Annotated in this window: 22 protein-coding genes; 16 read left to right on the top strand and 6 right to left on the bottom strand. The window is 36.4% G+C overall.

What is annotated here, in order from left to right; translation table 11 throughout:
• The first annotated feature begins 265 nt into the window (after positions 1 to 265).
• The 9 genes from LUA90_RS13250 (at position 266) to LUA90_RS13210 (ending at position 7973) form a co-directional block, all read left to right on the top strand.
• Positions 266 to 1033 carry a TatD family hydrolase gene (locus LUA90_RS13250; protein ID WP_231491221.1) on the top strand — a complete coding sequence of 256 codons (768 nt, stop codon included), beginning with the start codon at positions 266 to 268 and terminating at the stop codon, positions 1031 to 1033.
• A gap of 191 nt (positions 1034 to 1224) precedes the next feature.
• Positions 1225 to 2244, top strand: a complete 1020-nt coding sequence (locus LUA90_RS13245; protein WP_231464247.1) for an asparaginase — start codon at positions 1225 to 1227, stop codon at positions 2242 to 2244.
• 61 nt (positions 2245 to 2305) lie between these two features.
• Positions 2306 to 3010 carry a gamma-glutamyl-gamma-aminobutyrate hydrolase family protein gene (locus LUA90_RS13240; protein WP_231491220.1) on the top strand — a complete coding sequence of 235 codons (705 nt, stop codon included), beginning with the start codon at positions 2306 to 2308 and terminating at the stop codon, positions 3008 to 3010.
• Positions 3011 to 3235: 225 nt separating this feature from the next.
• On the top strand, positions 3236 to 5185 hold the full coding sequence (locus LUA90_RS13235; protein ID WP_231491219.1) for a beta-N-acetylhexosaminidase: 1950 nt from the start codon (positions 3236 to 3238) through the stop codon (positions 5183 to 5185).
• Positions 5185 to 5655: a CYTH domain-containing protein gene (locus tag LUA90_RS13230; protein ID WP_231491218.1), complete on the top strand. Its 471-nt coding sequence runs from the start codon at positions 5185 to 5187 to the stop codon at positions 5653 to 5655. The genes LUA90_RS13235 and LUA90_RS13230 overlap by 1 nt, the downstream gene beginning before the upstream one ends.
• 266 nt (positions 5656 to 5921) lie before the next feature.
• Positions 5922 to 6383: a BON domain-containing protein gene (locus LUA90_RS13225; RefSeq protein WP_231491217.1), complete on the top strand. Its 462-nt coding sequence runs from the start codon at positions 5922 to 5924 to the stop codon at positions 6381 to 6383.
• Positions 6384 to 6391: 8 nt separating this feature from the next.
• Entirely contained in the window at positions 6392 to 6814 is a 423-nt protein-coding gene (locus LUA90_RS13220) for an SH3 domain-containing protein (protein WP_231464257.1), read from the top strand.
• 146 nt (positions 6815 to 6960) lie between these two features.
• Positions 6961 to 7206, top strand: coding sequence for a hypothetical protein (locus LUA90_RS13215; protein WP_231464259.1), 246 nt, complete (start codon positions 6961 to 6963; stop codon positions 7204 to 7206).
• Positions 7206 to 7973 (top strand): DUF3667 domain-containing protein, encoded by a 768-nt coding sequence (locus tag LUA90_RS13210; RefSeq protein WP_231464261.1) that lies wholly within the window; start codon positions 7206 to 7208, stop codon positions 7971 to 7973. Before LUA90_RS13215 ends, LUA90_RS13210 begins: the two co-directional genes overlap by 1 nt.
• Before the next feature lie 1038 nt (positions 7974 to 9011).
• Here the strand turns inward: LUA90_RS13210 and uvrA are convergent.
• Positions 9012 to 11855: an excinuclease ABC subunit UvrA gene (gene uvrA, locus LUA90_RS13205; protein WP_231491216.1), complete on the bottom strand. Its 2844-nt coding sequence runs from the start codon at positions 11853 to 11855 to the stop codon at positions 9012 to 9014.
• Positions 11856 to 12313: 458 nt separating this feature from the next.
• Between uvrA and LUA90_RS13200 the strand changes: the two genes are divergently transcribed.
• The 3 genes from LUA90_RS13200 (at position 12314) to LUA90_RS13190 (ending at position 14091) form a co-directional block, all read left to right on the top strand.
• On the top strand, positions 12314 to 12634 hold the full coding sequence (locus tag LUA90_RS13200) for a hypothetical protein (protein WP_231464265.1): 321 nt from the start codon (positions 12314 to 12316) through the stop codon (positions 12632 to 12634).
• A gap of 229 nt (positions 12635 to 12863) precedes the next feature.
• The gene (locus LUA90_RS13195) at positions 12864 to 13079 is read left to right on the top strand and encodes a hypothetical protein (protein WP_231464267.1); all 216 of its coding nucleotides are present in this window, start codon (positions 12864 to 12866) and stop codon (positions 13077 to 13079) included.
• 460 nt (positions 13080 to 13539) lie between these two features.
• Positions 13540 to 14091 (top strand): transposase, encoded by a 552-nt coding sequence (locus LUA90_RS13190; RefSeq protein ID WP_231464269.1) that lies wholly within the window; start codon positions 13540 to 13542, stop codon positions 14089 to 14091.
• A 37-nt stretch (positions 14092 to 14128) separates the two neighbouring features.
• Here LUA90_RS13190 and LUA90_RS13185 read toward each other — a convergent pair whose 3' ends face one another.
• Entirely contained in the window at positions 14129 to 15094 is a 966-nt protein-coding gene (locus LUA90_RS13185) for a hypothetical protein (RefSeq protein WP_231464270.1), read from the bottom strand.
• 149 nt (positions 15095 to 15243) lie between these two features.
• Here LUA90_RS13185 and LUA90_RS13180 point away from each other — a divergent pair, with 149 nt between their 5' ends.
• Both LUA90_RS13180 and LUA90_RS13175 read left to right on the top strand, forming a co-directional pair.
• On the top strand, positions 15244 to 16314 hold the full coding sequence (locus tag LUA90_RS13180) for a serine hydrolase (protein ID WP_231464272.1): 1071 nt from the start codon (positions 15244 to 15246) through the stop codon (positions 16312 to 16314).
• Between the two features lie 27 nt (positions 16315 to 16341).
• A complete protein-coding gene (locus LUA90_RS13175) occupies positions 16342 to 16950 on the top strand; it encodes an alpha-ketoglutarate-dependent dioxygenase AlkB (RefSeq protein ID WP_231464274.1) in 609 nt (202 codons plus the stop codon).
• Between the two features lie 342 nt (positions 16951 to 17292).
• Here the strand turns inward: LUA90_RS13175 and LUA90_RS13170 are convergent, their stop codons facing one another.
• Both LUA90_RS13170 and LUA90_RS13165 read right to left on the bottom strand, forming a co-directional pair.
• Positions 17293 to 18339, bottom strand: a complete 1047-nt coding sequence (locus LUA90_RS13170) for a 2Fe-2S iron-sulfur cluster-binding protein (protein ID WP_231491215.1) — start codon at positions 18337 to 18339, stop codon at positions 17293 to 17295.
• A gap of 180 nt (positions 18340 to 18519) precedes the next feature.
• Positions 18520 to 19299 carry a lytic transglycosylase domain-containing protein gene (locus LUA90_RS13165; protein ID WP_231464278.1) on the bottom strand — a complete coding sequence of 260 codons (780 nt, stop codon included), beginning with the start codon at positions 19297 to 19299 and terminating at the stop codon, positions 18520 to 18522.
• 263 nt (positions 19300 to 19562) lie between these two features.
• Here LUA90_RS13165 and LUA90_RS13160 point away from each other — a divergent pair, with 263 nt between their 5' ends.
• Positions 19563 to 20990, top strand: a complete 1428-nt coding sequence (locus LUA90_RS13160) for a pseudouridine synthase (protein WP_231491214.1) — start codon at positions 19563 to 19565, stop codon at positions 20988 to 20990.
• An 81-nt stretch (positions 20991 to 21071) separates the two neighbouring features.
• Entirely contained in the window at positions 21072 to 22181 is a 1110-nt protein-coding gene (locus tag LUA90_RS13155; protein ID WP_231464282.1) for a lactonase family protein, read from the top strand.
• Between the two features lie 140 nt (positions 22182 to 22321).
• On the opposite strand, the gene LUA90_RS13150 is transcribed toward LUA90_RS13155, so the two are convergent.
• Positions 22322 to 22768, bottom strand: a complete 447-nt coding sequence (locus tag LUA90_RS13150; protein ID WP_231464284.1) for a KTSC domain-containing protein — start codon at positions 22766 to 22768, stop codon at positions 22322 to 22324.
• 136 nt (positions 22769 to 22904) lie between these two features.
• Positions 22905 to 24050, bottom strand: coding sequence for an N-acetyl-alpha-D-glucosaminyl L-malate synthase BshA (gene bshA, locus LUA90_RS13145; protein ID WP_231464286.1), 1146 nt, complete (start codon positions 24048 to 24050; stop codon positions 22905 to 22907).
• Positions 24051 to 24417 lie beyond the last annotated feature (367 nt).

Here is a 24417-nt window from a genome sequence, read left to right as displayed (position 1 = left end):
GGGTTGATTTGCGGCATTCTTTTAACCGTTGGTTGAAACCAACGGCAATAAGTATCAACAAAAAACTATAGCAAATTTTGTATTGAGAATCTGCTATTCTTGCAAAAACCGCTGTTCTTAAACCTGATTGCAGTGAATCCCGATTTTTCATCAGGAGCAACGGAAAGCAGGGCTGCAAGCCGCCAAAAGCGCCGAAGCACTCATTTTCTAAAAAATAACACCATTCAAAAAGCTAGCCCATTCGTTAAATCATTACCTTTGCCGTATGATTTTTACCGATACACATACCCATTTATATTACGAACAAGACACTGAAAAACAAGCCCAGTTAATGGAGCGTTGCTTTGAGAACAATGTTAACCGATTGTTTTTGCCAAATGTAGATGTGGCTTCGATTAAAATGATTGATGATTTGGTAGAAAAATACCCTGAAAATTGTTTTGCAATGGCAGGCCTGCACCCCTGCGATGTGAAGGATGATTACGAAGCGCAGCTTACAGAGATTTACAATAGCATTGAGGGCAGAAAAATTTATGCAATTGGCGAAATCGGTATAGATTTATATTGGGACAAAACCACTCTAAGTATTCAGCAAGACGCCTTTCGCAAACAAATTAATTGGGCAAAAAACTTAGGTTTACCAATTGTAATACATTGTAGAGAAGCTTTTGATGAGGTTTTTGAAGTTTTAGAAGCCGAAAAAGATGACAAATTGAGAGGGATTTTCCATTGCTTTACTGGAAGTGAGGAGCAAGCTAAGCAAGCGATTAATCTAAATTTTTACTTAGGAATTGGCGGTGTGGTAACGTATAAAAAAGCGGGTTTAGATGTGGTTTTGGCAAATGTTCCTTTAGATAATTTAGTGCTCGAAACCGATTCACCTTACCTGGCTCCGGTTCCGTTTAGAGGCAAACCGAACGAAAGCAGTTATTTAATATATGTGGCGCAGAAACTTGCAGATATTTACAATGTATCTGTAGCGGAAATAGCAAGTATCACCACAGAAAATTCTAAAAAAATTTTTGGTGTGTAGAACTCTAGCAATAGAAAGAAGAAACCATTCCCCTGCCCTTTTAAAGAAGACAGCATGATGGAGAAAGCCTGTATTTTGAGTAGTATACAGTTGATTAGTACAGCAGCCTTTATTTATTAATTGATTCAAAACTAATCTGCGAAATACAAATCTTTTGCGTTCTTTTGCGGGGAGCAACCAATACAAACCAAATGACAAAAATTTTGATAATCTATACCGGTGGAACCATTGGTATGGTGAATGATCCGGTTAACGGAATGTTAATTCCATTCGATTTTGAACAGATTAAAAATAACGTTCCGGAACTTAATCGTTTAAATTATCAATTAGATGTACACTCATTTGATCCGGTTTTGGATTCATCCAACATGGACCCTGAAATCTGGAAAACACTTGCAGAACTTGTTTACAGCAATTACGATAATTACGATGGTTTTGTAATTCTCCATGGATCTGATACGATGGCTTTTACGGCCTCAGCTTTAAGTTTCATGTTAGAAAATTTGGGTAAACCCGTGGTTTTAACCGGTTCTCAACTTCCAATTGGGCAAATCCGTACCGATGCAAAAGAAAATTTAATAACCGCTTTAGAAATTGCAGCAACAAAAGAAGATGGTAAAGCACTGGTGCCCGAAGTTTGCATTTATTTTGATGCACAACTTTTCAGAGGAAACCGCTCCATAAAATATAATATTGAGAAATTTGAGGCATTCCGTTCTCCAAATTATTCACTCTTAGCAGAAGCAGGGGTACATCTACAATTCCACACCAATTACATTTTGAAAGCACCAGAAGGGCCTTTAAATCTTCGAACTAATTTTAATTCAAATATTGGGGTTTTAAAACTTTATCCTGGCATTACCATTCAGGCCGTGCAGGCTATAACCGAATCGAAAGTTGATGCCATTATTTTAGAAACCTTTGGTTCTGGCAATACAACAACCGCAAAATGGTTTTTAGATAGCTTGAAGCATGCTATTGATAGCGGAAAAATTATTATCGACATCTCTCAATGTAAAAAGGGCTCTGTACAATTGGGCCGCTACGAAACCAGCAGAGATTTACAGCAAATGGGTATTTTAAGTGGCTTCGATTTAACTTTTGAAGCTACCGTTACCAAGCTAATGTTTGTAATGGGCTTAGGTTTGCCAATTGAAGAAAGCAAAAGGCTGATGGAAAAATCGTTACGTGGCGAGCTTACAAATGATTAATTGCCATTCAGTAAGATTACCTTTATTTTAGGTCATTGTTATTATCATTAAAATAAGTTTTATGCCCGATAAAATTGTTATAGGTGTTACAGATTGCAGTAAATTCGAAATCTATCGCGATTGGGTTTTAAGTTATGATGAACGCGTTGAAGTTATTCAGCTTGGCTATAAACTTAATAACTTTGATGATATAAAAAAATGCGATGGCATTGTATTAACCGGAGGCGAAGATGTTCATCCACGATATTATAATCAGCCTGAATATTATCCTTATTGCCATGAAGATGATATTGATGAGCAACGCGACGAATTTGAATTTAAAGTTTTAGCTTATACAGAAGAAAATTCAATTCCGGTTTTAGGCATTTGCAGAGGCATGCAGGTTGGCAATGTATTTTTCGGTGGCAACTTAATCCCTGATATCGCTACGTGGGGGAAATTTGACCATGCTAAAATGCCTGATAAAAGCGACAGATACCACGAAATTATTGTAAATCCATCTTCCTGGTTAAGCCAGATTGTGAATACCGATAAAGGTTTAGTAAACAGTAACCACCACCAAAGCACCGATAGAATAGCCAAAGATTTTGTTGTAAGTGCCATAACTATTGATGGCGTTGCAGAAGCAATGGAACGTTTACATCCCGAAGGAAAATCATTCTTACTTTTTGTACAATGGCATCCTGAAAGGTTGAAAGATAAGCAAAGTCCTTTTAGCAAAAATTTACACAATGCTTTTATTAATGCGATAGTGAAACAGGTTTGATTTACACGCAAAACTTAGAAAAAAAAGACAAAGTTATATGTTTAACGACTAAATCTTCTTTTTCTTTGCGAAAGACTTTGTGTTCTTTGCGGTTGAACTAATATTTATATGCATTTTTTGTAAAAACAATCTGCGTGATAGTAGCTTAATTCAAAACCAGTTCTAAATCTTTTTTTATTAAATTGCCGATTAATAATTTTCAATTAATCAACAATAATATATTTAATGAGAAAGCTGTTTCTGATTGTTTCCTTTTGCATTTCCACGATAGGTGTTTATGCACAATCCATTATAAATGAAACCGAAAGTGGCGATGGAGAAGCTGTTGCAATGCAAACACCAATTGCAATAATCCCTCAACCGGTTTCATTGATGAAGAAATCAGGAACATTTACTTTACCCGAAAATATTGTAATTCAGGCGCAAAAAAGCGGCGATTTAAAACAATCCATAGCTTTTCTGTCGGATAGAATAACAACCGCAACGGGCAAATTTGTTAGCACAGCGAACAGTGCAGCGCATCCAACCATTAAATTAATTCTGAATACACAAGATGATACACAACTCGGAAATGAGGGTTACAAATTGAATGTTAATCCAACTCAAATTGTAATTACTGCAAATAAACCTGCCGGGATTTTCTGGGGCGTTCAATCGTTGGTTCAATTATTTCCGGCTGAGATTGAAAGTAAAGAAGTGGTAAAGAATATAAAATGGCAGGCACCATGTGTTGATGTTATCGATTATCCTAAACTTGGCTGGCGAGGTTTAATGTTTGATGTTGCCCGCCATTTCTTTACTAAAGATGAGGTAAAACGCTTTGTTGATGATATGGTTCGCTACAAATTTAATTTGCTGCACCTACATTTAACCGATGATGAAGGCTGGAGAATAGAAATTAAAGGCTTACCAAAACTAACAGAAGTTGGCGCATGGAGTGTAAAAAAAGTTGGAACTTTTGGCGATTTTACGCCGCCAACGGCTGATGAGCCTCGTTCCTACGGTGGTTTTTATACGCAGGAAGACATTAAAGAAATTGTACAATATGCTCAAGAACGCTTTGTAAATATTTTGCCCGAAATTGATGTTCCCGGACATAGTTTAGCAGCCATTGCATCGTATCCGGAATTATCCTGCACAGCAGATGCTGTAAATTACAAAGTACGTTCTGGTGAAAAAATTATGGACTGGAGTCGTGGCGCACCGCCTTTGGCTTTGGTAGATAATACGCTTTGCCCTGCAAATGAAAAAGTATACGTTTTTTTAGATACCGTGATTACGCAGGTAGCAAAACTTTTCCCTTTCGAATACATTCACATGGGTGGAGATGAAGCTCCGCATAATTTCTGGGAGAAAAACGACCAGGTTAAGCAACTTATGCAACGCGAAGGCTTAAAGACCATTCCACAGGTGCAGGCTTATTTTGAAAAACGTGTTGAACAAATCGTAGTCTCAAAAGGCAAAAAATTTATGGGTTGGGATGAAATTTTAGAAGGTGGTGTATCGCCTACTGCTTCAGTTATGAGTTGGAGAGGATTAAAATACGGTATAGAAGCTTCTAAAAACAAACATAATGTGGTTATGAGTCCGACAGATTTTGCTTACCTCGATTATATGCAGGCCGATGTGATTACCGAACCAAAGGTATATGCATCTTTACGTTTAAACAAAACTTACCAGTTTAACCCAATTCCGGCAAGTGCCGACCCGAAATACATTATTGGTGCACAAGCCAACTTATGGACGGAGCAAATTTTCAACTTCCGCCAGGTTCAATATATGATTTGGCCAAGAGCATTTGCCATTTCAGAATCTGTTTGGAGCCCAATTGAAAAGAAAAACTGGACAAATTTTGTTGATAGAACCGAGCAACATTTTGAGCGTTTGGATTTAGCAGAAACCAAATATTCTGCAGCAATTTACGATCCATCGATTACCGTAAGAAGAACGCCTGATAAGCAATTAATGATAGAGCTAACGCCAGAGATTGATGGCCTTGATATTTATTATAGTTTCGATAACTCTACACCCGATCGCTTTTATCCAAAATATACAGCGGCTATTACGCCTCCAAAAGATGCTAGCATGCTACGTATCATTTCTTACAAAGGCAAACAAGTTGTTGGAAGATTAATTAGTTTACCAATTACAGATTTGCAGAAAAGAGCCAGATAATGGGTAAAGAAATCGAGAGAAAATTTCTGATAAACGCTTCAGCCTGGTTAGCGATACAAAAACCTGTTGGAAAATTACTACGGCAAGGCTATATTTTAACTGATCCGAACAAAACCATTCGAGTAAGAATAGCAGACCATACGGGTTGGTTAACCATAAAAGGAATTTCTGTTGGAGCATCAAGACTAGAGTATGAATATGAAATTCCGTTAGCAGAAGCCAAAGAATTACTAGATAACTTTTCAGAAGCTGAGTTAGAAAAGATCAGATATGAAATTACTTACAAAGGAAAACTTTGGGAAATTGATGTTTTTGCAGGCGACAACAACGGATTAGTCGTTGCAGAAATTGAGCTTTTATCGGAAGATGAACAATTTGAAATTCCTGAATGGGTAGCCGAAGAAGTTACTCATGATAAAAAATATTACAACTCTAACTTAACAAAACACCCATTTAAAGATTGGGCATAACCTAGATTACAAAAAGGTTGGCAAATATGCCCAAAATATATTTCTTCAAGCCATCCCAAACAATTTAATTTAAATGCTGTATTTAAAAATAGAGTTCAGGTTGATGTATTTAACTTTTGTGAATAAATAAATCTTTCAGCTTTTATTGGCTTTTAAACTCATTTCATATATTCGTTAATTCAAATCATTCCTGTTTAAGCTTGAAATCAGTTATCCCAAAATAAACTGATTTTACATTTAAAATTTTTAAACAATTATACAGAAGCATGAAAACAACTAAATTTTTATTGAGTGCGGTTTTAGCGGTTACGCTATTTTTCGCTGGGTGTAAACCAAAAGACGCAGATATTCAGTCTGCAGTGCAAGCTAAAGAAGCTGCAGGAATTACTGTTGCGGTAGCAAAAGGCGATGTTACGCTTACGGGCGAAGTTGCTGATGAGGCAGAGAAAGCCAAAGCAGAAGAAATTGCTAAAGCAGAAGAAGGCGTTAAATCGGTTATTAACAACCTAACAATTAAAACTGTAGCGCCTGTTGTTATTGCAGAAGATACCGTTTTAATTAAGAACGTTGCTGATGCTACAAAAGATTTTCCAACGGTTAAAGCCGAGGTTAAAGATGGCGTTGTTCTTTTAACAGGAGAGATTAAAAAAGCATCTCTAATTACATTAATGCAACATTTAAGTGCATTAAAACCTAAAAAAATCGACAATAAATTAACCGTTAAATAATCCGAATCATGGCCTTACAAGAAAAATATAAAGCATTAACTGATGCAGCAACTGCTGCCGGAATTTCGGATTTAGCAGTACGCGAACAAGATGGAATTTTGTATGTTGATGGTACTGCACCGGATGGAGCAACAAAAGACAATCTATGGGAAATTTATAATCAAATCGACCCAAATTTTGCATCTGGCGATTTAGTTTTAAACGTAAATGTAGCTATTGATGTAGCCGTAACACATGCAAAAGTAATTACTCAAAGCAGTAACCTTAACATCCGTAAAGGACCAGGTACCGATCAGCCAATTGTTGGTAAAGCTGCGCATGATGAAATCATCACTTTGGTTAATCGTAGCAACGATTTATGGTGGTTAGTACGCACTAAAGATGGCGAAGAAGGTTATTGCTATGCGCAATATCTGGAACCGCAAGCTTAATATTATTTGAAAGCGCAATTGTAAAAGGTTGCGCTTTTTTTGTGCCTGTTTAAATTCCCAAAAAGGAATTTTGCTTATCATTTTTTAGATTAGATAGGAATATTATCGAATTTTATTAAATTAGGGCTATTAAACCAAACCTATTCATGAAAAGTAATCTATCAGAATTAAGCCTCGAATCGCTAATTAAACAAAGAAATTTATTAAAAGGCGTGGCCATTGGCTTTGGGTTGGTTTTACTTTTGGCTTTTACCGTGGTTTTATACGTAGCCATCCAAAAAAAGAATTTCGGTCTGATTGCCGTTTTACCTGCAAGCATGATTACCTTATTACCAATCATGCTCAGGTTTAGCCAAATAAAAACTGAAATAAAATCAAGACAAATTAACTAGTGAACTCTACCGCTCCAACCCATCATCACAACTGCTTAAATTGCGATAGCGAGGTAATTAAAAATTACTGTGCTAACTGCGGACAAAAAATAAGCACGCACCGGTATTCTTTAAAACACTTTGTTGAACATGATTTTGTACATGGTGTTTGGCATGTTGATAAAGGCGTATTGTATACCATTAAGGAGCTTTTTACCAGACCTGGAAACAGTGTGAGGGAATTTATTCAGGGTAAGCGAGCCAGGTTATTTAATTTTGTAACCTTAATTGTTTTGATTTTGGCTATTGCCGGCCTTTTAGCACCCTACCAACAACTTCGTTTGGTTGATATAATGCCGCAGAATATTAAAGATACCATGAACACGATTGACAAGTTCTCTACTAAGTATCCTAAAGTTGTTATACTAATTTTAATACCGCTTTATTCGTTATTTACCTCCTTTTGGTTCAGAAAAGCGAAGTTAAATTACAGTGAGCATTTAGTTTTAAACTCTTACAAAACTGCTGGCGAATTAATTATCGGCTTGATGTTTTCAATCCTGACTATATTTTATGCCAATCCAACAACTTTATTCTACATCTACTACATCTTTGTTGGCTTAGGCGGAATGATTTATACCGTTTGGTTTTACAGCCAGTTTTTTTCTGGTTATGGAAATTCTAAAAAAGCGGCCATCTTCAGGGCGATAATGGTTCCCGTTTCTTATCTTTTTTTATCAGGGATAATTGGATTTGTATTGGGTGTGTTGGGATCGATTAAAAAATAAGAAGTTTATCGTTTAAGAGATTGCTTCGTCGTGCCTCCTCGCAATGACGGAAACTCATCAACTATCAAATTTCATTTTCAGCTGTTAGTCTGAGCGTAGTTCTAGACCGAAAGTTAGTATTCCAAAAAATTATTGAGTTCGTCTTTGCGAGGCACGAAGCAATCTCTAAAAAAATTATCAAGAGGGAGATTGCTTCAATCGATGAAAAACCGATTTCGCAATGACGGAAACTCATCAACTATCAGATTTAATTTTCAGCTGTTAGTCTGAGCGTAGTTCTAGACCGAAAGTCATTATTCCAAAAAACTTATTGAGTTCGTCTTTGCGAGGCACGAAGCAATCTCTAAAAAAATTATCAAGAGGGAGGTTGCTTCAATCGATGAAAAACCGATTTCGCAATGACGGAAACTCATCTACTATCAGATTTCATTTTCAGTTGCTAGTCTGGGCGTAGTTCAAGACCGAAAGTTAGTATTCCAAAAAATTATTGAGTTCGTCTTTGCGAGGCACGAAGCAATCTCTAAAAAAAATATCAAGAGGGAGATTGCTTCAATCGATGAAAAACCGATTTCGCAATGACGGAAACTCATCAACTATCAGATTTAATTTTTCGGTTGTCAGTCTGGGTGTAGTTCTAGACCGAAAGTTAGTATTCCAAAAAATTATTGAGTTCGTCTTTGCAAGGCACGAAGCAATATCTAAAAAAAATATCAAGAGGGAGATTGCTTCAATCGATGAAAAACCGATTTCGCAAGGACGGGAATTTGGTTAATTCTCAATTAAACAATTTAGCAATAACCAATTAACCAAAGCTCAATAGCCAATTCATCAACTATCAAATTTCATTTTCAGCTGTTAGTCTGAGCGTAGTTCTAGACCGAAAGTTAGTATTCCAAAAAATTATTGAGTTCGTCTTTGCGAGGCACGAAGCAATCTCTAAAAAAATATCAAGAGGGAGATTGCTTCAATCGATGAAAAATCGATTTCGCAAGGACGGGAATTTGGTTAATTCTCAATTAAACAATTGAACAAATCCAACTAAAGTCCCATTTCCTTTTTAAGAAATTTTCCGGTTAAACTAATTGGATTTTGAATTAAGCCTTCAGGTGTACCTTCAAATAAAATCCGACCGCCCCCGGCGCCACCTTCCTCCCCTAAATCAATTACCCAATCGGCAACTTTAACCACATCTAAATTGTGCTCGATAACTAGAATCGTATTACCTTTTTCTACCAATTCTTGTAATACACCTAAAAGCACATTAATATCTTCAAAGTGCAAACCGGTTGTTGGTTCATCCAAAATATAGAAGGTTTTACCAGTATCCTTTTTTGATAATTCCGTAGCCAGCTTCACTCTTTGCGCTTCGCCACCCGATAAAGTAACTGAAGATTGACCCAAAGTGATGTAACCCAGTCCAACATCCTTTAATGTTTTTATCTTACGGTAGATGTTTGGAATGTGCTCAAAATAGATACATGCATCTTCGATGCTCATATCCAACACATCGCTGATTGATTTTCCACGGTAGCGAACTTCCAGAGTTTCACGATTATACCTTTTACCGCCACATTCTTCGCAAGGCACCTGAACATCTGGTAAGAAATTCATTTCAATAACCTTCATACCGCCACCCTGACAAGTTTCGCATCTTCCACCTTTTACATTGAAAGAAAAACGACCAGGTTTATAGCCCCGAATTTTAGCTTCTGGCAATTGAACAAACAAGTTTCTGATATCAGAAAAAACACCAGTGTAAGTTGATGGATTTGAACGTGGCGTTCTGCCAATCGGAGCCTGATCTATTTCAATAACTTTATCAATTTCCTTTAAACCGGTAATTTTCTCGTAAGGCAAAGGTGTTTTTTTAGCCCTAAAGAAATGATGATTTAAAATCGGATATAAAGTTTCGGTTATTAAACTTGATTTTCCACTGCCCGAGACACCCGTTACAGCAATAAATTTCCCAAGCGGAAAATCAACAGAAACATCTTTTAAATTATGGCCATGCGCTTTAATAATGGATAGTTTATGTCCGTTACCTTTACGCCTTACCTTTGGTACTTCGATATTTTTCTTACCGTTTAAATATTGCGCCGTAAGCGTATTCGATTTTAAAATCTGCTTTGCTGTACCTTCTGCAACAACGGTACCGCCATGAATACCCGCACCCGGACCAACATCAATTACCCAGTCGGCTTCCAAAATCATATCCTTATCGTGCTCCACAACAAGAACGGTATTACCCAAATCACGAAGATTTTTCAAGGCATTAATTAAACGTTCGTTATCCCTTTGGTGCAAACCGATACTTGGCTCATCCAGAATGTACATTACATTCATCAGTTGAGAACCAATTTGCGTAGCCAAACGAATACGCTGTGCCTCGCCACCCGAAAGTGTACGAGCCGTTCTATCTAAAGTTAAATAAGTTAAACCAACATCAGTTAAGAAACCGATACGGGCTTTAATCTCCTTTAAAATTTCTTTAGCAATAATATTCTGACGCTCTGAAAGTCGTTCATCTACGTTTTCGAACCACTTGAACAAATTGCTTATATCCATTGATGATAAATCGAAAATATTCTTACCATCAACTTTAAAATGCAAACTTTCTTTCTTTAACCTTGCGCCATTACATTCAGGGCAGGTTTTAAGTTTTCTAAAAGCTTCCATATCATCAACTGCAGCCTCGCTCCTTTTTTCATTCTGCTCTTCGAGCATTTTAATTATCCCATCGAAAGTGATGTTATAATTTTGAACGTTCCACTTGTTGTACTCAACTTCAACCTTAATTAAATCGCTTGCACCATTTAAAATGATATTTATAATCTCGTCACTCAACTTTTCAATCGGTGTAGATAGAGAGAAATTATACTTTTTAGACAAGGCCTTTAAAACCTGAAACATCCAGGTATCGCGGTATTCGCCTAAAGGTGCTAAACCACCATTCAAAATGCTCAATTTGGGGTTCGGCATAACCGAATCTTTATCCACCACGAAAATATAACCTAAACCATCGCAACGCTCACACGCACCATAAGGTGAGTTGAATGAAAAACTGTTAGGTTGAGGTTCATCATAAGAAATTCCGGTGGTTGGGCACATTAAAAATTTACTGAAATGCGCCACATTATTATCCTTATCGCTGATTTTAATTACGCCCTTACCCATTTTCATGGCAATTTGAAGCGAATCTAATAAGCGTTTTTTATCTTTTTCATCGATGATTAGCCTATCGATTACAACTTCAATATCGTGGATTTTATACCTATCCACCTGCATTTTAGCTGTAATGTCTTTAATTTCGCCATCAACACGCACTTTGGTATAACCCTGCTTACGGATTTGCTCAAATAACTCCCTGTAATGTCCTTTTCTACCCTTAACTACAGGAGCCAGAATATTTACCGCAACACCATCAAACTTTTTATAAATATTTAGCAGAATCTGGTCTTCGCTCATGCGCTCCATTTTCTCGCCGGTATTGTACGAGTAAGCATCTGCAACACGAGCATAAAGCAAACGCATAAAATCGTAAATCTCGGTAATGGTACCCACCGTAGAGCGTGGGTTTTTACTGGTGGTTTTTTGTTCTATGGCAATAACCGGACTCAGGCCTGAAACCTTATCCACATCGGGGCGTTCCATGCCGCCCATAAACTGGCGACTGTAAGCACTGAAAGTTTCCATGTAACGGCGTTGTCCTTCGGCGTAAATAGTATCAAAAGCCAAAGAAGATTTACCGCTGCCACTCAAACCGGTAATCACAACCATCTGGTTTCGAGGGAAACTAACATCGATATTTTTTAAATTATGTACCCTTGCTCCGTAAACTTCTACATCTTTTTGCTCGCCAAGGTCGATAGATTTATTGCTCATATTTTTTAAAAAAGTTGGGAATATCAAGACCTCAAAAAAGGCAAAATTCCAATCGGCAAAATTGCTAAAAATTTTATCAAAATGAAAGTGTAATCCAATCTGTATTAAGGATTAATTGTCATAATTATTTGTAAGCTTTTTAACAACGATGCAGACATTTTGAAAGGCTTTATCTACAAACATTAAGCACCGCTAAGGGTTTTGTATTTTTTTGTTTTTGGTTTCGCGAAGCGGATTAAATGTTTGAGGCTTATTTTAAATTTATTAGTTTTAGATTAATAAATTTTACGCCACTCTCTTTTTGCTGATCCTGCTTTTTTGTGGCTTTGTGTGGCGATGAGTGGATACATACAAGTTATTAATCATTACTCCGGACAACATTCAAATCTATGAAATCTAAAATAATGTTTATAGAATTAAAGACAGGTTATTAAGACAATGGACCTGCTTGGATTGGCATGGTAGAATTTTCAAAATCTGGAAAGACAGTATATTTTGACAACAAAGCTTTAAAAAAAATGGGAACACCAAGTGGAGGTGGAAATCACTACGACATTGAAAGTGGTGAGGCATACTGGGTTTCTGGAGTTAAGAAGAATGGTGCCGACAGACATTGGGCTGGTAGCGGAAAAATAATGATTGACAGAAATTCAATAGATGAATATTTGACATTAGTGGACTTTAATTCTATTGAGGAAAAATACTATAAAACAATTGACGTTAAACCTACCGACAAAAATAGATTTAAGGAATTAGAAAACTCAGAATTAGAGATATAGGAGTCACGTACCTCACTCTAGTTTAAGTGTTCGCTTTTTCAGCGGTCACTTAAATTTATATGCAAACGAAGAATTGTCTGAAAATATAGCAGTTACAAATAGGATGGATAGTGCTAAGTTTCGGTCGGAGACCTTAGTTTAGTAAAATATTTGAGTGAACCTGCGGAACACTTAAACCAGAAATAACCATTAAAATTCTATGGTTATTTAGTATTTAAAAAAAAGAATTATGACACCAAAAGAAGCAAAGAAAGCAGAACAAACATATCAAGAATATCGTTTTAAAGCACTCTTATCAGTACTAACTGATGAACAGCGAGAACAATTTGATATATACATGAAAGAACACCTTCCAGAATTAAAAACTACCATAGCGAAATTTCTAGCGCCACATGATGCAGAGCTTATAATAAGCGAATTTAAGAAGGTAAAAAAGTTTGGTTAACCCCACTAATTTAAGTGTTGGCTTTTTCAGCGGTCACTTAAATTTACAATACAACGAAGAGTTTGTCTGGAGATAGCACTATCAGAAAGGCAGTGCATGCTTTCGGTCGAAGACCTAGTTTTTATAAAAGATTTAAGTGACCCTCCGGAACACTTAAACCAGCAATTTAGCGATAGATCCCATCCAGTTTAAGCGTTCGCTTTTTGAGCGGTCACTTTAATTTACAATACAACCAAAGACTTTGTCTGTAAATAAAGCACTAATAGAAAGGCAGTGCATGCTTTCGGTCAAAGACCTAGTTTTAATAAAAGATTTAAGTGACCCTCCGGAACAATAAACCAGAATTCAACGATAAACGAAAAAAAAAAATCACCCAAACAACTTATAGGAATAAAAGCTATCTTTAGAATTGCCTGCTTTTTATAATTTAAACCTGCGGTAGACAATTAAGTAATGAAAAATGGGAACAAGATATAAGTTTGGAGATAGTAGCATTCCTCATTTCATAACATTCGCTGTGATAAATTGGATTGATGTTTTTAGCAGAGAATGTTATAAAGAAATTGTTGTAGAAAGTTTAAAATTCTGTGTGGCAGAAAAAGGATTGAATTTGCATGCTTGGGTAATTATGAGTAATCATATCCATTTAATTGCTAGTGCCCAAGGTGGTTGTGAGCTTGTTAACATTACCAGAGATATGAAGAAATATACAAGTAAGATGATTATTGCAAGCATAGAAAATACTGTTGAGGAAAGTAGAAAAAACTGGATGTTGTGGATGTTTAGACGAGCCGGAGAAAAAAATAGTAACAACAAAATTTATCAGTTTTGGCAACAAGACAATCATCCGGTAGAATTATCTTCCAATAAAATGATAGAGGATAGATTAAATTATTTACATGAAAATCCGGTTAAAGCAGGTTTGGTAACCGAAGCTCAATATTACAAGTACAGTAGCGCTACAGATTATTATGAAGAAAAAAATGGTTTAATACCACTATCTTTAATGTAATCTAAAATTTTCGATATAACTTGTTTATTATCATTAGTTACTCCCTTCCCCTATTTCTTAAAAACCCCGACGATAACCCAAAACGCATATACGCATACTTATCCTGAAAATAAATATTGTAATTATCTTCGCCATAATAACCAACTGCAGCCATTAAAAACACATTATGCATAAAAGGAAAACTATAGTTGAAGTTAATTTCTGCATTTAGTCGCTTTTGTATATTGGCAATATTTTTACCTGGGATGTTGTTAACCGCGTAAGAAAGTTCTGCGTTTAATCTCCAGGATTCTTTTTCGCTGTTTTTGTTGTTCTGCATTAGCGATTTTCGTTCGATTTCATCATATCTTCTAAATGAAAAGTTGTACAACAATCTGGTAAAACCGAAGCCATCATCCAAAACCGGCTCGTACCTAAAAAGTTTGTGAGTTTGAAAACCTACTCTATGGTTTAGCGTGTAATATTTGGCATCGCCTTCGGCAGATTTTAATAAATGCCCAAACCGATAAGAAAACGTTAAATAATTAGCGTTAAAATTTCCGTTGAAGGTATTTATACTTCCATCCGGGTTTCTTGCATCCTGGTCTTGTCCGTTAGAATGATGCGTAAAGGCCAGTTCTACGTACTTATAATTATCGGGCTGTAAATTTAGGCGGGCAAACAAAGCACCACCCAATCGGTAACTTGGTGTTCTAACAGCAGCAGAAAATTCATTGCGCACCCGAACGGTAAAATCTGGAATTACGGAGAAAGCGATCGGCGATTTATAACTGCCCAGTAACATATAGGTTGTTGTTAACCTTCCGTTGATTACATATTTGCTAGGTGCTCCAATTTCTCCACCTGGAGAAGTGTAAGCTAAATCGGCATTTTCTTTATAAAGATTCACGAAAGATTTATTTGCCAATTCCCGTTTAAGTTGCAAAGAATCGTTAGCATTGGTCTGTGCAAAAAGCAATGAAGGAAAGATGATAATTGTAAGCAGCAGTAACGATTTGTTCATTAACCAATAAACGTTGTTAAGTAAGGAACGGTTTTGTTCTTTGAATAATAAGGGAGAATGCAATATTTAATCATTCATCAACACATATTAAAAGATTTCCTGTGATTAAACTTTCATAAAAAAACAAGTCAAAGTTTAAAACCAACGTTATGAAAAGTCTGCACCTATTGTTCTTATTAGCAACACTATCTGTGAGCTGCAAAAAAAGCAGCGAGCCAACACCAACCAATCCAGATAATGGCATTTATTTTCCTGCTAATTCTTCAACTACCTGGGAAACCACTACCCCATCCCAACTGGGCTGGAATTCGGCTGCTATCGCAGATTTAAAATCTTTTCTAGCTCAAAAAAATTCCAAATCGTTTATGATACTGGTAAACGGCAGAATTGTGATGGAAGAATATTTTAATGGACATAATGCCACAACCGAATGGGAATGGAATAGCGCAGGTAAGACGTTAGTATCTGCCACTACTGGCATCGCACAGCAAGAAAATCTTTTAAACATCAATAATAAGGCCTCAGATTATTTAGGCTCGGGATGGACCATCATGCCATCTGATAAGGAAAATTTAATCACCGTAAGAAATTTGCTTACTATGACTACCGGTAACGATGATACCAAACAGTTTGTGATAAAACCCAACCTAACCTATGTTGCAGATGCGGGTACAAGATGGGCTTATAGTAATGTTTTTCAGAAATTAACCGATGTGGTTGCCAAAGCCAGCAATAAAGATTTTGAAATATACTTTAACGAAAAACTGAAAAATAAAATCGGCATGGATGGTTTTTGGAATTTCGGAACAATATTCACCATTTACCACAGTAGCGCAAGAAGCATGGCTCGATTTGGGCTTTTGGCTTTAAATAAAGGCAAATGGAAGGATGAACAAATCATCAACGAAAACTATTTCAACCAAAGCATCAGCACTTCACAAAGTATTAATCCATCTTATGGTTATTTATGGTGGTTAAATGGCAAAGCTAAGTTTATGATACCGGGTGAACAAACCGTTTTTAATGGCTCATTAGTGCCTAATGCTCCGGCAGATATGTATGCGGCTATGGGGGCAAACGACCAACGCATTTATGTTATCCCAGGCAAAAAAATGGTTATCATCAGAATGGGTAACGCATCAAATCCGAGCAATCCAAATTTTGCCGTTTCAGGTTTTGATAACGAACTTTGGGCAAAAATAAATGCGGTTATTAATTGATTCGTTTTATAAGGTACATTTGAGCTGATGAAACTTTTCGCCGATATTATTAACACTTCAAAAAACTGGCTTCCTAATGATGGTACAGTTAATTACTATGGTAAATTATTAAGCGATAATGAAGCCGATGTTTATCTCGCTAAACTTTTAGATAACATAGAATGGAAAAATGATGAGGCCGTAATTTTCGGGAAGAAAATCATGACCAAAAGAAAAGTTGCATGGTATGGCGAGAAACCCTTCGAATATACCTACTCAAACACTACAAAACACGCTTTACCCTGGACCGATGAATTACTCGAACTTAAAATGCTTGCTGAAAAAGAATCGGGCGAAACCTATAACTCTTGCTTACTTAATTTATACCATGATGGTAATGAAGGCATGGCGTGGCACAGCGATGGCGAAACAGATTTAAAGAAAAACGGAGCCATAGCCTCTTTAAGTTTTGGAGCAGAAAGAAAATTTGCCTTTAAACACAAACAAAGCGGCGAAAAAGTGGAAATGGTTTTAGAACACGGAAGCCTTTTGGTAATGAAAGGTACAACACAAACCCATTGGTTACATAGGTTGCCGCCAACCAAAAAAATATCCAAACCAAGGGTTAACCTTACCTTCAGAACCATAACAGAATAATAGTCGTTATTACAAAATAAACCAATTCTTAAACAGCAAATTGCCAAAGATAAAATAAATTATTATTTCACTTTGTTTTACAAAGCACTTTATTATATTTGTATATAAAATAATTAGTTATGAAAAATTTGATAGGCAAAATTGGGGGTTTTATTCTAGGTGCAATTACCTTCTTAACAATGTTCAAATTAATAATCCTCAATAATACATCGCCGAATGATGAACTGGCACCGGGAATAGTTTTACTGTGTGCTATTTTTATAGGCTTATTATTTGCCTTTATTGGCTCAAAAATACAGAACCATTTGACTAATAAATAGATAGAATGCTAACAGGTCTTGTTTAATCCCAGGTAATTGTTGTTCCGTTTTCGGTTGGATGCCCGGTGCATACCAAAACTCTACCACGTTCCAATTCATCGTCTGTTAGAACTTCGTTGTAATCCATACGCACATGCCCCGCTGTACAATTTGCAACACAAGTGCTACAAACCCCACCTCTGCAACTATATGGAAGTTTTATTTTATATTCAAGCGCTACATCCAAAATTCTTTTTGGCCAGGGAATATCCAAATGATGCACTGCACCTTTAAAATTTAAAATAACCGAATAAGTATTCTTATCTACAATTTTTTCACTGTTGTCGTCCTCATCAACTTCATCTTCGGGTAAAACAAAAGTTTCACGTTTTATCTGGCTAATATCAAAACCCATCCCTAACAAAGTAATCCGGCATAAATCCATGTAAATTATTGGTCCGCAAGTGTAAAAAAGTGCACTTTCTTTATCGAAAATCAAATTTTCTTTCAGCAGTTTATCAATATAAAACTTATTTAGCCTGGCCGTCATTAAATTTTTGCTGTTGCTAAAAATCCAGATAACCTTTAACCTATCGGGATACTTTGCCTGCCATTCGCTTATCTCATTGTAAAATAAAGTATCTTCTAAAGAACGATTGCTGTAAATAAGTGTGATTTTTGATTTCTGCTCAGTTACAAGTGCCGTTTTCAATATGGAGAATAATGGCGTGATGCCTACTCCAGCGGCGAAAAGAAAAACATCACGTTCTAATTCGCTTTGAGTTACATAACTGAATAAACCTTGAGGTTCTTGCGCAATCAAAGTATCGCCAACGCCGATTTTATGGTGTAAAAGTCTTGAGATTTCTCCATTTTCTACCCGCTTAACAGTGATGGCAATTGGTTCATTAACATCAGGCGAACTATTAAAAGAATACGAACGTCTGATTTCTCCATGTTTACCTTGGAAGATTAAAGATATAAACTGCCCAGCCAGATATTTGGGATAATCATTTTCAACTGGTTTAAGTTGTATAGTGATGTTATCGCCGGGTTGGGACACAATTTTTTCTACTTGCAGTTTATACATTAATTATCGCTATGATTTCAAAGATAATATTTGACCAAATATATAGCCACAGATTAGCAGATTATTTAAACAGTAAAAATTCATCTTTAGCTTATCAATTACAATTGATACGATAAATTCCCTAAAAAAAAAACGTCCTGAAAAAATTCAGGACGTTTACCAAATGCTTGTCTTTTATTATTAATCGGCGTTATAAGCCAATAATTCTTTAGGTTTTTCGTAACCATAACGTGCCGGGTGTTCAATAATCTGTTTCATCGAAATCACTTTGTAAACGTAACCACCGGTTTCACGGTTCAGTTTCATTTTGTAGTAATTGTCTTGATTTTGATTATTGATCTGCCTGCGTAGGCGTCCATCGCCAACATTATATGCCGCAGCAACCAATGTCCAGCTTTCTAAACCTCTATACATTTCTTTTATGTATTTGCAGGCTGCAACGGTAGATTTGCGTAAATTATAACGCTCATCTTTGCTCCCATTAACTTTTAAACCATAACTGCGGGCTGTACCTGGCATAAATTGCCAAACACCAGCAGCACCTTTGGGCGAAACGCCAGCTTGCATTCCTGATTCTACCAGTGCCAGGTATTTAAAATCTTCAGGAATTCCGTAAGCTGCCAAAATGGGTTCTATAATTGGGAACCATTCAGCTGCCTTGCGTTGTAATCGATGTGTTTGTGTATTATCGAATGTATGTGCCGCAAGGATTTTTTTCATTTTTCGCTCAACTTTTTTATCGCCTAAAGGCAATGTTTCATCGGCAAAATTTAAACGGGCCATTAAAGATTTCGGCTCTGCCTTAACTTTCTTTGGCTCCTCTTTTTGGGGTATTGTAGTGTTTAATTTTTCTTCTTTTAAAAGACTTTTTTGTGCTAAGGGCATTTGGTAAGCGAACACTTTTGCCATAATAAATAGTGCAGACACTATCAAAAATGGTACTATGTGTTTCTTTAACATCTTCCTCCTTTTTTTGGTGAACTTATAAAAAACGTTGGCAAAGGTAAAAAATAATGATCAGATTATCAAGCACTTGCAGAAATACCTTCCGAAATCGAGCTTTAAAGTGCTTTAAACGTGGGTTTTGAATTTTGATTTTTGGGGCATTTTTCCTATTTTAGAGGCTATTTTTTTATCAAAATTTTCCGCTGCTCAAAATTGTATTGTTCACCAATTTTGCCTAAATTTGCAGCCCGCATTTTAGGTGCGGTTAATAGCGTATCATGATAAATAAAAACAACAGGAACAGTCGGGATGACAAGTCCAAAACGGGCAGCCGGAAAACAGAAAGCAGAAGCAGTACAGGAAGCTCTGACAGAAGAAGAACTGAAGATAAAGACAGTAAATTCAAAAAATCATCCGATTCAAAAGAAGGCTTCAAACCTAGAAGCGCTGGCAACAAAGATTTCAAATCAAAATCATTTGGCGATAAAAGAGATTTCAAACCAAGAAGCGATCGCGACTTTAAATCGAGAGACGAAGAACCAAAAGGTTTCAAATTTGGCGATCGCGAATTCAAATCTAAAGATGCCAAACCAGAAGGACGTAGCTTTAAACCAAGAGAAGGAAGTTCAAGAGATTACAAACCAAGAACCGGAGACAGAGATTTCAAATCTAAAGATGGAGCAAGAGATTACAAACCTAAAGGAGAACGCGATTTCAAATCTAAGGATGGAGATTCGAGAAATTTTAAACCGAGAACTGGCGACAGAGACTTCAAACCTAGAGAAGGCGGATATAAAGATTTTAAATCAAGAGGTGGAAAAGGCGACGATTTCAAACCAAGTGCTGGAAGCTCTAGAGATGTAAAACCAAGAACTGGTGCAGATAGCAGACCTTTTAGAGATCGCGAAGAGCTTAAGCCTAGAGATACTGAATTCAATCGCGAAGAAAGAACAGTAATACAACAAGGCAGAAAAACAAATGAAGATAAAGGCTTAATTCGCCTAAACAGATATATTTCAAATGCAGGCATTTGTTCTCGCCGTAAAGCCGATGAATTAATTGCTGCAGGCATTATTACCGTTAACGGCGAAGCGGTTACAGAGTTAGGTCACAAAGTAGACCCAGCGAAAGATTTAGTACGTTACAACGGAGAACTTTTAAAACGTGAGAAAAAGGTTTACGTTTTATTAAACAAACCTAAAGATTACATCACAACAACTGATGATCCGCAGGAACGCCGTACCGTTATGCAATTAGTTGATAAAGCTAGTCGCGAGCGTATTTACCCAGTTGGAAGATTAGATCGCAACACTACCGGCTTAATTTTAATGACCAACGATGGTGATTTAGCTGATAAATTATCGCATCCTAAAAATGGCATTACCAAAATTTACAATGTTGAGTTAAACAAAGCTTTATCACAAGGTGATTTAAACAAAATTGCTTTTGGTTTAGAGCTTGAAGATGGTTTAATCAAACCTGACAATATCTCTTACGTTACAGGTGGAACCAAAAAGGAAATTGGTATACAAATTCATAGTGGTAAAAACCGAATTGTTCGCCGTATTTTTGAACATTTAGGTTACTCGGTAGAGAAATTAGACCGTGTTGTTTATGGCAACTTGACTAAAAAAGATTTACCAAGAGGCAGATGGAGATACTTAGAAGAGCATGAATTGATTCAAATTAAACACTTGATAAAATAAAACAAAAGGCAATCGAAAGGTTGCCTTTTTTGTTAGGTTTATTTTTTCTCATATTTGTTATAATCCAAAACAGGAAATCCCATGAAAATATACAGCATATTAATTTTATCCCTTTTGATTAATACCATAGCATTAGCGCAAAAACCGAATCATAATCTAATTATAGGCACTTACACCAATACGGGTAAAAGTGAAGGCATTTACACCTATAACTTTAATACCCTAACAGGAAATACAAAACTAAAGGCCATTACTAAAGATGTGGCTAACCCAAGTTATTTAGCCCTCTCAGCCGATAAAAAATTTGCTTATGTGGTTAATGAAAGCGGTGAAAAAAGTACTGTAAGTGCTTTCAAATATAATGGAGTTACCGGAAAATTAACTTTTATAAACAAAGTGAGCAGTGAAGGTGCCGATCCATGCTACATTACCGTTAATAAACAGAATGTAATTGTGGCCAATTATTCGGGCGGTACATTGGCCGTTTTTAAAAGAAAAGCCGATGGCTCAATAACTGAAGCTGTTCAGGTTATTAAACATACCGGAAAAAGCATCGACCCTAAAGGCAGACAAGAGAGTGCGCATGTACACATGGTTAAGTTTACACCAGATGGCAAATTTTTAATTTGTAATGATTTAGGTGAGGATAGAATTTACACATACGCATACAGCCCTAACAACAAGAATACAGTTTTATCTCTAAAAAGCGTTTTACCTACAAATGCAGGCACCGGACCACGACATATTACATTTACGCCAAATGGAAAATTTGCCTATTTAGCGCATGAATTTAATGGAAGTATTACCGGCTACTTTTACAGCAACGGGAGTCTGAAAAAAATACAGGAAATCGGCACAACCGATAAATCATTTACCGGCAAAATTGATGGCGCCGACATTCATGTGTCTGCCGATGGAAAATTTCTCTATCAAACCAATCGCGGCGATGCAAATGCAATTTCTGTTTTCTCTATTTTACCTACCGGCATATTAAGATCTGTTGAAACTGTAAGCACTTTGGGCAAAGGACCAAGAAATTTTTCAATAGATCCAAGCGGGAAGTTTTTACTCGTAGCACATCAATATACAAACGATGTTGTAATCTTTAAACGCAATACCATCACAGGAAAATTAACAGATAGCGGTAAGCGCATTGAAGTTGGTGCGCCTGTTTGTTTGGTATTTGAGTAAATTAAAGAATGGAAGTTCGGTGCAAGAGTATACTAAAAGTTCAGAAACGTAAGGAAAACCTTTTTAGTTACAGAAAACTTAAAATTTACCACCGAACTTTATAAAAAAAGCTTCTTGATTAAATTCAAGAAGCTTTTTTATTATGCTGGTTCTGCAACCTTTGTAACGTTGCGATATGGATATGAACTACAAATATGGCGGCGAGCAAAACGCCCAGGAGAATCGGCATTTACAAGCTTGATGTAAATTGCTCTTGGCACATCAAAATACTCATATACACTTCCATCAAAAAACTGAACATTTAATACAGACTGCTTGTACTCAAAATCTAAAATGTTTGAGTTGGTAATTGTATTGGTATACGTTTCGATATTTTGCGCACAAGTTTCAGGAGCTATGCTCACTAAAAAATGATACGCTTCTATAATGTCTTTACTTCTGGCTTCGGCTGCCAGTCTTTCTTCTTCTACCTGAAACTTATCAGGGTGACACTCTTTCATCATGGTACGATAAACAGTTTTAAGCAAGGCTAGCTCAGCTGTTTTATCCACGTTTAAAAGCTTTCTATAATCAACTATTTTTTTCATTTGCCGCAAAGGTACGATTTATAATGATTTGATTTTGAGAAAGTTTTGTTTTGATAATTATTTTTTTCTTAAGTATTGTTAAAAATAACAAGATGAGATAGCAAAGCTTTGAATTACATCACTATTATACGTAAAACTAATTGCCATTTGCCTGAAGCGAATTTTCTACAATCTCTTTGTAAAATTCAATATACTCGGGTAAAATCTTCTTTAAATCGAAATCTTTAGCTCTTGTGTATGCGTTTTCTTTAAAATATTTCAGGGTTTCATCGTTGCTTAAAATGGTAATGGCCTTATTTGCCATATCTTCCACATCGCCAACATCGCACATGTAACCACAAAAGTCATCAATATTTAGCTCAGGCAAACCACCAGCATTCGATGTTATCGCCGGAACTTTACAAGCCATTGCCTCTAAAGCCGCCAAGCCAAAACTTTCTGATTCAGAAGGCATTAAAAATAAATCAGATACCGATAAAATTTCTTCAACCGCATCTTGCTTACCCAAAAAGCGAACATGGTCTGATATGTTTAAAGTACGGCAAAGTTGCTCGTCGTAAACCCGTTCCGGGCCATCGCCAACCATTAAAAGTTTAGATGGAATTACTGCCAAAACCTTTTCGAAAATCCGTATTACATCAGATGTTCTCTTTACCTTACGGAAATTGGAGGTATGAATTAAGATACGCTCGTTGTTTGGTGCAATCGCCTTCTTAAAATGGTCTTTCGCCTGCAAACTAAAACGACTAAAATCTATGAAATTCGGAATAACTTTTATGTCTTTCGTAATCTCAAAATGCTTGTAAGTATCATCTTTCAAATCCTGAGAAACCGTGGTAACACCATCACTTTGGTTTATAGAAAAAGTAACTACAGGTTTGTAGGTTGGGTCTTTGCCCACTAAAGTAATATCTGTACCGTGTAAAGTAGTAACAACAGGAATATGGATGCCGTAACTCGCTAAAATTTGCTTCGCCATAAACGCTGCAGAAGCATGCGGAATTGCATAATGAACATGCAGAACATCTAACTGTTCAAAACGAACAACATCTACCAGCTTACTCGCCAACGCAGATTCGTAAGGCGCATAATCAAACAGAGGATAATCTCTTACCGAAACTTCGTGATAAAATAAATTTGAAGAGAAAAAATCCAGCCTTGCAGGCTGACTGTAAGTAATAAAATGAACCTGGTGTCCTTCACTTGCAAGTGCTTTACCAAGTTCTGTTGCAACCACGCCGCTGCCACCGAAAGTGGGATAGCAAACAATTCCTATCTTCATTATTTTTGTATTGTTGTTACCGCAAATGTAGCCGATTTTAACCTATAATGAGTGTCGGCAAATTGCAATAATAATGTTGCTGTTTAATTATTTAAAGCTCAAAAGGTATTCATGCGCTCAATAAATAAAATTAGAAAATTAAAGGTAAGCGGATGTGCTACATTAGTCCCGTTGTTCGCTTTATCTTTTTGTTAACGTTGTGCAAAATTTAAGCTTTTGCAACAAAAAGTATATCGCTGCCCCCGGGTTTATTAACAATGGCTTTGTAAAAAACCAACCCAAAAGCATAAAATAATATAAAATAGCCCCGATTGACGCGAAGCCGATTTAGGCATTGTTTTTCAATTTATAAAGTATGCTTGCTTAT

It is taken from the genome of Pedobacter sp. Leaf170 (assembly GCF_920984665.1).
Classification (GTDB): domain Bacteria; phylum Bacteroidota; class Bacteroidia; order Sphingobacteriales; family Sphingobacteriaceae; genus Pedobacter.
This window is presented reverse-complemented; position numbering and strand designations above follow the sequence as displayed.

What these genes read in the sequence shown, in the direction of transcription:
- LUA90_RS13250 (WP_231491221.1), top strand. Translation starts at nt 266, where the DNA reads ATGATTTTTACCGATACACATACCCATTTATATTACGAACAAGACACT.
- LUA90_RS13245 (WP_231464247.1), top strand. Translation starts at nt 1,225, where the DNA reads ATGACAAAAATTTTGATAATCTATACCGGTGGAACCATTGGTATGGTG.
- LUA90_RS13240 (WP_231491220.1), top strand. Translation starts at nt 2,306, where the DNA reads ATGCCCGATAAAATTGTTATAGGTGTTACAGATTGCAGTAAATTCGAA.
- LUA90_RS13235 (WP_231491219.1), top strand. Translation starts at nt 3,236, where the DNA reads ATGAGAAAGCTGTTTCTGATTGTTTCCTTTTGCATTTCCACGATAGGT.
- LUA90_RS13230 (WP_231491218.1), top strand. Translation starts at nt 5,185, where the DNA reads ATGGGTAAAGAAATCGAGAGAAAATTTCTGATAAACGCTTCAGCCTGG.
- LUA90_RS13225 (WP_231491217.1), top strand. Translation starts at nt 5,922, where the DNA reads ATGAAAACAACTAAATTTTTATTGAGTGCGGTTTTAGCGGTTACGCTA.
- LUA90_RS13220 (WP_231464257.1), top strand. Translation starts at nt 6,392, where the DNA reads ATGGCCTTACAAGAAAAATATAAAGCATTAACTGATGCAGCAACTGCT.
- LUA90_RS13215 (WP_231464259.1), top strand. Translation starts at nt 6,961, where the DNA reads ATGAAAAGTAATCTATCAGAATTAAGCCTCGAATCGCTAATTAAACAA.
- uvrA (WP_231491216.1), bottom strand. Translation starts at nt 11,855, where the DNA reads ATGAGCAATAAATCTATCGACCTTGGCGAGCAAAAAGATGTAGAAGTT.
- LUA90_RS13200 (WP_231464265.1), top strand. Translation starts at nt 12,314, where the DNA reads ATGGTAGAATTTTCAAAATCTGGAAAGACAGTATATTTTGACAACAAA.
- LUA90_RS13195 (WP_231464267.1), top strand. Translation starts at nt 12,864, where the DNA reads ATGACACCAAAAGAAGCAAAGAAAGCAGAACAAACATATCAAGAATAT.
- LUA90_RS13190 (WP_231464269.1), top strand. Translation starts at nt 13,540, where the DNA reads ATGGGAACAAGATATAAGTTTGGAGATAGTAGCATTCCTCATTTCATA.
- LUA90_RS13185 (WP_231464270.1), bottom strand. Translation starts at nt 15,094, where the DNA reads ATGAACAAATCGTTACTGCTGCTTACAATTATCATCTTTCCTTCATTG.
- LUA90_RS13180 (WP_231464272.1), top strand. Translation starts at nt 15,244, where the DNA reads ATGAAAAGTCTGCACCTATTGTTCTTATTAGCAACACTATCTGTGAGC.
- LUA90_RS13175 (WP_231464274.1), top strand. Translation starts at nt 16,342, where the DNA reads ATGAAACTTTTCGCCGATATTATTAACACTTCAAAAAACTGGCTTCCT.
- LUA90_RS13170 (WP_231491215.1), bottom strand. Translation starts at nt 18,339, where the DNA reads ATGTATAAACTGCAAGTAGAAAAAATTGTGTCCCAACCCGGCGATAAC.
- LUA90_RS13165 (WP_231464278.1), bottom strand. Translation starts at nt 19,299, where the DNA reads ATGTTAAAGAAACACATAGTACCATTTTTGATAGTGTCTGCACTATTT.
- LUA90_RS13160 (WP_231491214.1), top strand. Translation starts at nt 19,563, where the DNA reads ATGATAAATAAAAACAACAGGAACAGTCGGGATGACAAGTCCAAAACG.
- LUA90_RS13155 (WP_231464282.1), top strand. Translation starts at nt 21,072, where the DNA reads ATGAAAATATACAGCATATTAATTTTATCCCTTTTGATTAATACCATA.
- LUA90_RS13150 (WP_231464284.1), bottom strand. Translation starts at nt 22,768, where the DNA reads ATGAAAAAAATAGTTGATTATAGAAAGCTTTTAAACGTGGATAAAACA.
- bshA (WP_231464286.1), bottom strand. Translation starts at nt 24,050, where the DNA reads ATGAAGATAGGAATTGTTTGCTATCCCACTTTCGGTGGCAGCGGCGTG.